This is a genomic window from Thiohalocapsa sp., assembly GCF_019695415.1.
Taxonomy (GTDB): domain Bacteria; phylum Pseudomonadota; class Gammaproteobacteria; order Chromatiales; family Chromatiaceae; genus Thiohalocapsa.
Genome location: NZ_JAIFKJ010000133.1, coordinates 1 through 8249 on the forward strand (window position 1 = coordinate 1; position 8249 = coordinate 8249).

Genomic DNA, 8249 nt, shown 5'->3' on the forward strand with positions numbered 1-8249 from the left:
GGGTGCGCGGTGGGCTGCCCGGAGGGGTGTGGCGGGGGTTGGGCATGGGGCGCGGGGGGGGCAAGAAAAAGGCGCCCGCGGTGGCGCGGTGGGGTGGGGCGAACCGGGGGGGGGCGGGTCCAGCATGGCGGCGAGCTCCGCCCGGGAGAACGCAGCCCCCTCAGCGGTGCCTTGGACCTCGATGAGGCCGCCGGCAGCGTCCATGACTACATTCATATCCGTCTCGGCGCTGCTGTCCTCGGCATAATCCAGGTCCAGCACCGGCTCGCCGGCGCAGACGCCCACGGAGACGGCGGCCACCTGCCCCACCAGTGGCGAGGTCGCAATCAGCCCTTCAGCCTGCAGCGCAGTCAAGGCGTCGTGGAGTGCCACCCAGGCGCCGGTGATGGCGGCGGTGCGGGTGCCGCCGTCCGCCTGCAGGACGTCGCAATCCAAGGTGATCGTGCGCTCACCCAGGGCCGTCAGATCCATCGCGGCGCGCAGGGAGCGGCCGATGAGCCGCTGGATCTCGAGCGTGCGCCCGCTTTGCTTGCCGCGGGCCGCCTCGCGGCCGGTGCGCTCGTGGGTGGCTCCCGGGAGCATGCCGTATTCGGCGGTGACCCAGCCCTGGCCGGCGCCGCGCAGGAAGGGCGGCACCCGCTCTTCGACGCTCGCCGTGCAGAGCACCCGGGTGGCGCCGAACTCCGCCAGCACGGAGCCCGCCGCATGCCGGGTCCAGCCGCGGGTCAGTTGCACCGGCCGCAGTTCGTCGGGTGCGCGCTGGGATGGGCGCATGCAGAAATCCTCCGGTCTTAGGGGGTTGTCAGGCTGTGTTGAGTCGTCGTCGGCCGCAGCCCTGAGGCCCGCGGACTTCATCCAGAACCTCTCAAGCCGTCTCGGCATTGCAGCGAGTGGGCGCGTCGTTCCGAGCATTGCTCCGGCGTCGCGCACGCATCTCCTTAGGCGTTCGGCGGTGCGCTTGTGTCGGTCTTGGGTAGAGCGGGGCGCGTGATCCGGCTGAGCGGTGCGATCGCCGTTGGTCATCCGTCGGCAGCAGCCGGGCTGTCGCGAGCGTATCCCCGGTATGATAACGGCTCAAGCCTCGCCCCGCGCGCTGCGGGGTGCGCCGCAACAGCCAACACCAGGAGATGTGCGTCATGACCCGCAGCATGACTGCGTTTGCCCGCGAGAGCAGCGCCACCGATGTGGGGGAGCTCACGTGGGAGCTGCGCTCTGTGAATCACCGCTTCCTGGAGCCGCACCTGCGTCTGCCGGAAGATCTGCGCGTACTGGAGACGCCGGTGCGCGAGCGGCTCACCGCCCGGCTCGCCCGCGGCAAGGTGGACTGCACGCTGCGCTTCGTCCCCGCGCAGGACAGTGCCGGCGCGCTCAAGGTGAACCGCCGGCTGCTGGAGCAAGTGCTCGCCGCCGCGGATGAGATCGCCACCCGCATCGGCGAGCCCGCCACGCCGCATGTGCTGGACTTGCTGCGCTGGCCGGGGCTCCTGCAGGAGCCGGAGCAGGACACGGACGCCGTTGCCGCCGCCGCGCTGGCGTTGCTGGATCAGGCACTGGATGGCCTCGTCGCGCATCGCGAGCGCGAGGGCGGCCGACTCAAGGCTCTGCTGCTGGAGCGTTGCGACAAGCTCGCGGTCGAGGTCGACGGTGTGCGCGCGCGCATGCCTCAGGTGCTGGCGGGCGTACGGGCACGTATCCGCGAGCGCCTGTCCGAAGTGCTGGACGAGCTGGACCCGGCCCGGTTGGAACAAGAGATGGCCATGCTCGCGCAGCGCTTGGACGTGGACGAAGAGATGGACCGGCTGGGCGTGCATCTGCAGGAGGTGCGCAAGGCGCTGGACAGCGATGGGCCCGTGGGTCGGCGTCTGGACTTCCTGATGCAGGAGCTGAATCGCGAGGCCAATACCCTGAGCGCCAAGTCCGCCGACGCCGAGACCACACACGCCGCGGTGGAGATGAAGGTCCTCATCGAGCAGATGCGCGAGCAAGTGCAGAATCTGGAGTAAGCGCGATGTCACAAGCCGAAGCCACCGAGCCCCACGCGGAGCGCGCAGACCAGGGCCTCCTGTTCGTTGTCTCCGCCCCGTCCGGTGCCGGTAAGACCAGCCTGGTGCGGGCGCTGCTGGAGGTGGAGTCGTCGCTGCAGCTGTCGGTGTCCTACACCACGCGCGCGCCGCGCGAGGGCGAAGAGAACGGCGTGCATTACCATTTTGTCGATGCACCGACCTTCGAGCGTATGGCCCAAGCGGGCGAGTTCGTCGAGTACGCGCGGGTCTTCGGCAATGCCTACGGCACCGCCGCTGCGACGTTGCGAGAGCGGCTGGATGCGGGCGCCGATCTGCTGCTCGAAATCGACTGGCAGGGGGCGCGGCAGGTGCGCAAGCGCTTCCCGGAGGCCGTCGGCATTTTTGTTGCTCCGCCGTCGCTCGCAGCCTTGGAGACCCGGCTGCGCGGCCGCGGTAAGGACAGCGAGGACGTGATCGCGGCCCGCATGGCTCAGGCCCGGGACGAGCTGAGCCACCATGGCGAGTACGACTACCTGGTGGTCAACGACGACTTCGCCGAGGCCTTGGGGGATCTGCGCGCCATCGTTGTCGCTGAGCGTCTGCGCGGGCCCCGCCAGGCACGCCGGCACGCATCGGCGCTGGCGGCAATGCTTGCCGAAGACTAATGCGGGGCGCTTGTGAGTCCGTGCCGGCATCCCGCGGCCGGTGCGCTACTTTTCTGGTATGGTTTTGAAAAAGCTGAACGGATGTGCCCGCAACCCGACGCCGCGCAGGCGATGGTCCGAGCCCTTGTGCGGGCACCCGATCAAGACAACCTTGTAGACACACCCCAACCGGAGCGCGCCGGCACCAAACAACGCCGTCGCGCACGCGATCAGGAGAGCCTCAATGGCCCGTATCACTGTCGAGGATTGCCTCGAACATGTCGACAACCGCTTCGACCTCGTGCTGCTCGCATCGAAGCGCGCCCGACAGCTCGCCAATGGCGTCGAGCCTATGCTGCCGTGGGAGAACGACAAGCCTACGGTGATGGCCCTGCGCGAAGTCGCCGAAGGCGTCGTCAAGCCCGAGACCCTTGCCGAGGCCGACCGTGCCGCGGCGGATGCTGCCGAGGCCCTGGAGAAGGCCCTGGCCGAGGAGCTCGGCATGCGCGACGGCGACGACGAGGCCGCCTGAGGCAATAGCCGCGGGTCAGCACGCGATGTGCCGATCAGCAGTCGATCGGGCCGTGCCGGATTCCAGCGCCGGATCGTCGCGCCGTGCCCCGCTGCAGGCCCCGCTGCAACGGGGTTGGCACCAGCGGCGCAGCCCGCGCCACGCGGGCGACGCAGAACGCGCCGCCGGGAGGCGTGCATGCCCACGACCGCCTTGCTGATGAACGGTGCGGCGCCGGCGGCCGAGGCGGTGGAGGGTGCCGCGGAGCAGCGGTCCTCTCCCCCGACGGATATGTCCGGCGGGGCGGTGGCGGAGCGCTCGCCGGCTGCGCCGACAGCCGTCGGCAGCAGCACCCAGGCGGGCGGTGGCAGAGGTGGCCCCCGCCGCGATCGCAGGCCTGCTGTCGACCAGGGGACCGACAAACCCAGGTACCTCATCAGCGACCTCTGTGCCGACCTCGACGGCTACTTGCCGCCCGAGCAGGTCTCGGAGGTCTATCGCGCCTATCTGTACGGTGCCGATGCCCATGCTGGCCAGCAGCGCCAGTCCGGTGAGCCCTACATCTACCATCCCATCGCCGTGGCCCGGATCCTCGCCGAGCTGCGGATGGACCACAAGTGCCTGATCGCGGCCATACTGCATGACGTGCTCGAGGACACGGGCAAGCCCAAGGACGAGCTCGCTGCGCTCTTCGACGATGAAGTCGCCGAGCTGGTGGACGGCGTCAGCAAGCTGACGCAGATCGATTTCCCGTCCCGCGCCGAGGCCCAGGCGGCCAACTTCCGCAAGATGATGTTGGCGATGACCCGCGACATCCGGGTCATTCTCATCAAGCTCGCGGATCGGCTGCACAACATGCGCACCCTGGGTGTCATGGCGCCCGAAAAGCGCCGGCGCATCTCGCGAGAGACGCTGGAGATCTATGCGCCTATCGCCAATCGGCTCGGCATCAACAGCTTGCGGCTGGACTTGGAGGACCTGGGCTTCCGACATCTCTGGCCCTGGCGCTATCACGTGCTGGAGGCGGCCGTGCGCGGGGCGCGCCAGCATCAGCGCGAGCTGGTGGCCAATGTCGAGACCGCCGTGCGCCGACGTCTGCAGCAGGAGGGCATCGACGCTGAGGTCTCGGGCCGCGAGAAGCACCTGTTCAGCATCTACCGCAAGATGCTGGAGCAGGCGAAGTCCTTCAAAGAGCTGGTGGACGTCTTTGCGTTTCGTGTCATCGTCGAGCGCGTGGACGACTGCTACCGCGTGCTGGGCCAGGTGCACAACCTCTACAAGCCGGTCCCGGGCAAGTTCAAGGACTACATCGCCATCCCCAAATCCAACGGCTACCAGTCACTGCACACGGTGTTGGTGGGGCCGCAGGGGGCACCCATCGAGGTGCAGATCCGCACTCGCGACATGCACCGCATTGCCGATGCCGGCATCGCCGCCCACTGGCTCTACAAGAACGCCGCCGAGGGTGCCGGCGCCAAGGCACTGGCCGATGACTGGCTGCAGAACCTGCTGGAAATGCAGCGCGATTCCGGCGACTCCCAGGAGTTCCTGGAGCATGTGAAGATCGACCTCTTCCCAGACGAGGTCTATGTCTTTACACCCAAGGGTCGCATTCTGGTCTTGCCGAAGGGCGCAACAGTCGTCGACTTCGCCTACGCCATCCACTCCGATGTGGGCAACACCTGTGTCGCCGCGCGCATCGATCGGCGGCTGTCGCCGTTGCGCACCGTGCTGCGCAGCGGCCAGACGGTGGAGATCATCAACGCCCCGGGGGCCAAGCCGAACGCGTCCTGGCTCAACTTTGTGGTCACGGGCAAGGCGCGGGCCAACGTGCGCAGTTACCTCAAGAACCTTCAAACCCAGGAGGCGGAGGCGTTAGGGCGGCGCATGCTGAATGCAGAGCTCGCCCGTTTCGGACAGGACGTGGACAGCGTGGGCGAGTCCGTCATCGCCGTCTATGCGCGCGAGGTGCACTTGGACACCCCTGCCGCGCTGTTCGCGGAGATCGGCCTGGGTAACCGGCTGCCGCTGCTGGTGGCCCGGCGCCTCGTCGGCGTTGACGGCACCGGTGCCCAGACCGAGGTGCCGGAAGAGGGCAGCCCGCGGCGGCTCGCCATCCGCGGCACCGAGGGGATGGTGGTCAATCTGGCGCGCTGCTGCCGGCCCATCCCTGGGGACGCCATCACCGGACTCTTCAGCCCCGGCAAGGGTATCGTGGTGCATCGCTGCGAGTGCCGAAATCTCGGGGAGTTCCAGTCCAAGCGAGACAAATGGCTGGAAGTGGAGTGGGCCGATGATCCGAAGGCCGAGTTTCAGACCGAGATCCGCGTGGAAGTCGGCAACCGCCGCGGTGCACTGGCCACCATCGCCGCCGCTATCGCCGAGCAGGGCTCCAACATCGAGTATGTGAACTCCCGCGAAAAGGACGGCATGACCTCGACGCTGGACTTCACCATCAACGTCCACAGCCGAGCGCATCTGGCCACCATCATGCGCCGCCTGCGCCAAATTCCGCTGGTGGTACGCATTACGCGGCTCGCGCGCTGACGCTGCGCGAGCTGCCTTGTTTCCCTCGATTCACCGGCGGCCCCGCGTGTCCCGGCAAAGTGGCGTGTGCCGGCGGCCGATGCCGAGGGCGCGGCGCTTTACGCAACGGCGCAGCGCGACCGAGCTCCTCTGACGGGAGTGCCCGGTGCCGGCGCACTCACCGCAGGTTCTTCTTGTAGCTGGGAATACTCGCGTTCAGTGCCTTCGAGAAGTTCGCAAACTCCATGGTGACGCTCGCAAGCTCGACACCGCGGAAGTCAGCACCGGCCACGTTAGCGCCGCGCAGAATCGCGCCGCCGAGGACGGCGCCGGAGAAGTCCACCCCGGTCAGATTCGCGTTGCGGAAGTTGGCGTCTTGGGCGGCCGCGTTGGTGAAGCGGGCATTGCGCAGGTCCGCCCCCTCGAAGTTGGCCAGGTTCACCACTGTGAAGCCGCCTGCGTGAGCGGTAGTGAGGTCGGCATCGTGCAGGCTGGCGCGAACCAGATTGGCGTCGTTCAGGTGGCAATCGCGCAGGTCCGCGCCGCACAGGTTGGCCTCGCGCAGATTGGCCTTGATGAACAGCGCCTTGGCGGCAGAGACATGGCAGAGGTTGGCGCCGGAAAAATCCGTGCCGCGCATGTCTGCCGCCGCGAGCTTGGCCTGCTGGAGATTGGCGTTGCGGACCTCGGCATTGCGCAGGTCCGCCCCTTCCAGGTTGGCGCTGTGCAGGTTTGCGCCTGACAGCACCGCCGCCTGGGCTGGGCGGTCGGAGCCGGCGCGCACCCGTGACAGATCGGCGCCGGTGAGATCCGCGTCGTTCAAGTGTGCGCTCAGCAGCACGGCGCCGCGCAGTCTCGCTCCGGACAGGTTAGCGCCCACCAGGTCGCTGAACTCCAGGTTGGCGCCGCTCAGGTCCGCCTCCGCCAGGTCAGCGCCGTTCAGGCGCATATCGCGCAGGTCGGCGCCGGCGAGGGTGTCGCCATCGATGCTCGCGAGCACCTCGCCCGAGTCTTTGTGCTTGATGTCGATCATGCCTCGGTCCTCGTTGTCTTTCTCCTCCATGGTTGGAATCTAGCACAGCCGCCGGCCGCCGACGGCGGCGTCCATGTGGCGTTGCGCTATGCTATGCGCCCTTTCCGCCGCGGCGCCCCCGCGGGAGGCGGCGGGCCGATGTCGAAGAACCACACCGAGGAGTGCATCATCATGAAGATCGAGACCAAGGCCATTCATGCCGGCTTCCACCCGGACCCCACCACGAAGGCCGTGGCGACGCCCATCTACCAGACCACCAGCTACGCCTTCGACGACACGCAGCATGGCGCGGACCTGTTCGACCTCAAGGTACAGGGCAACATCTACACACGCATCATGAACCCCACCAGCGACGTGCTGGAGCAGCGCGTGGCCGCTATGGAGGGTGGCGTCGGCGGCCTCGCGCTGGCCTCCGGTATGGCGGCGGTGACTTATGCCATCTTCACCATTGCGGAGGCGGGCGACAATATCGTCGCCACCAGCACGCTTTACGGCGGTACCTACAACCTCTTCGCGCATACCCTACCGCGGCTCGGCATCGAGGTGCGCATGGTGGCGCCGAACGACATCGCGGCCATGGAAGCGAAGATCGATGCGAAGACCAAGGCGGTGTTCTGCGAGTCTATCGGCAACCCGGCGGGCAACGTGGCAGATCTTGCGGCTATCTCCGACATGGCACACGGCCATGGCGTACCCGTGATCGTCGACAACACGGTGCCGAGCCCCTATCTGTGCCGGCCCTTCGAGCACGGCTGCGACATCGTTGTGCACGCACTCACCAAGTACATGGGCGGTCACGGCACCACCATCGGCGGCGTGCTCGTGGACTCGGGCTCATTTCCGTGGGCCGAGCATGCGGACCGCTTCCCGATGCTGAACGAGCCCGACGTCTCTTACCACGGCGTGGTCTACACCGAGGCGCTGGGGCCGGCGGCGTACATCGGCCGCGCCCGCGTCGTGCCGCTGCGGAACATGGGCAGTGCCATATCGCCCTTCAACAGCTTTCTGGTGCTGCAGGGGATCGAGACCCTGCCGGTGCGGATGGACCGTCACTGCGAGAACGCCGTCAAGGTCGCCGAATACCTCAAGAATCATAAGAAGGTTGAATGGGTCCGCTACGCTGGCTTGCCGGACAGCCCGGACTATCCGCTGGTGCAGCGCTACATGGACGGCGGCAAGGCGAGCTCCATCCTCAGCTTCGGAATCAAAGGTGGGCGCGATGCCGGCGCCAAGTTCATCGATGCCCTGCAGCTGGCCGTGCGCCTGGTGAATATCGGCGATGCCAAGACACTTGCCTGCCATCCAGCCACGACCACGCACCGCCAGCTCTCCGCCGAGGAGCTCGCCAGCGCCGGTGTGTCGGAGGATCTCGTGCGTCTGTCCATCGGCATCGAGCATGTGGACGACATTATCGCCGACTTGGAGCAGGCACTCGCGGCGGCGGGCTAACCGCTCGCAGCCGGTGCGGCGCTCCGCGGGCGCACCACACGTCAGACAAAAAAAGGCGCCCGGTGGGCGCCTTAGGGAAGCGC

At 67.6% G+C, this 8249-nt stretch carries 7 protein-coding genes; 5 read left to right on the forward strand and 2 right to left on the reverse strand.

All coding sequences use genetic code 11. The annotated features are described in order from the left end of the window. A partial coding sequence (gene rph, locus I6U14_RS03285) for a ribonuclease PH (RefSeq protein ID WP_296896863.1) occupies window positions 1-774 on the reverse strand: 774 nt, incomplete at its 3' end. Between the two features lie 362 nt (window positions 775-1136). Between rph and I6U14_RS03290 the strand changes: the two genes are divergently transcribed. The 4 genes from I6U14_RS03290 to I6U14_RS03305 all read left to right on the forward strand — a co-directional run bounded on the left by I6U14_RS03290 (window position 1137) and on the right by I6U14_RS03305 (window position 5705). Beyond that, window positions 1137-2003, forward strand: coding sequence for a YicC/YloC family endoribonuclease (locus tag I6U14_RS03290; RefSeq protein WP_296896864.1), 867 nt, complete (start codon window positions 1137-1139; stop codon window positions 2001-2003). A gap of 5 nt (window positions 2004-2008) precedes the next feature. Beyond that, window positions 2009-2668: a guanylate kinase gene (gene gmk / locus I6U14_RS03295; protein ID WP_296896865.1), complete on the forward strand. Its 660-nt coding sequence runs from the start codon at window positions 2009-2011 to the stop codon at window positions 2666-2668. A gap of 223 nt (window positions 2669-2891) precedes the next feature. After that, window positions 2892-3179, forward strand: coding sequence for a DNA-directed RNA polymerase subunit omega (rpoZ, locus tag I6U14_RS03300; protein ID WP_296896866.1), 288 nt, complete (start codon window positions 2892-2894; stop codon window positions 3177-3179). 177 nt (window positions 3180-3356) lie between these two features. Then, a complete protein-coding gene (locus I6U14_RS03305; protein WP_296896867.1) occupies window positions 3357-5705 on the forward strand; it encodes a bifunctional (p)ppGpp synthetase/guanosine-3',5'-bis(diphosphate) 3'-pyrophosphohydrolase in 2349 nt (782 codons plus the stop codon). 157 nt (window positions 5706-5862) lie between these two features. Here I6U14_RS03305 and I6U14_RS03310 read toward each other — a convergent pair whose 3' ends face one another. Next, entirely contained in the window at window positions 5863-6747 is an 885-nt protein-coding gene (locus tag I6U14_RS03310; RefSeq protein WP_367115621.1) for a pentapeptide repeat-containing protein, read from the reverse strand. 141 nt (window positions 6748-6888) lie between these two features. On the opposite strand from I6U14_RS03310, the gene I6U14_RS03315 reads away from it, so the two are divergent. Further along, window positions 6889-8166 (forward strand): bifunctional O-acetylhomoserine aminocarboxypropyltransferase/cysteine synthase, encoded by a 1278-nt coding sequence (locus I6U14_RS03315; RefSeq protein ID WP_296896869.1) that lies wholly within the window; start codon window positions 6889-6891, stop codon window positions 8164-8166. Window positions 8167-8249 lie beyond the last annotated feature (83 nt).

Bases quoted from the DNA above. Each gene is read 5' to 3' on its own strand.
- I6U14_RS03290 (WP_296896864.1), top strand. From the start codon at position 1,137: ATGACCCGCAGCATGACTGCGTTTGCCCGCGAGAGCAGCGCCACCGAT.
- gmk (WP_296896865.1), top strand. From the start codon at position 2,009: ATGTCACAAGCCGAAGCCACCGAGCCCCACGCGGAGCGCGCAGACCAG.
- rpoZ (WP_296896866.1), top strand. From the start codon at position 2,892: ATGGCCCGTATCACTGTCGAGGATTGCCTCGAACATGTCGACAACCGC.
- I6U14_RS03305 (WP_296896867.1), top strand. From the start codon at position 3,357: ATGCCCACGACCGCCTTGCTGATGAACGGTGCGGCGCCGGCGGCCGAG.
- I6U14_RS03310 (WP_367115621.1), bottom strand. From the start codon at position 6,747: ATGGAGGAGAAAGACAACGAGGACCGAGGCATGATCGACATCAAGCAC.
- I6U14_RS03315 (WP_296896869.1), top strand. From the start codon at position 6,889: ATGAAGATCGAGACCAAGGCCATTCATGCCGGCTTCCACCCGGACCCC.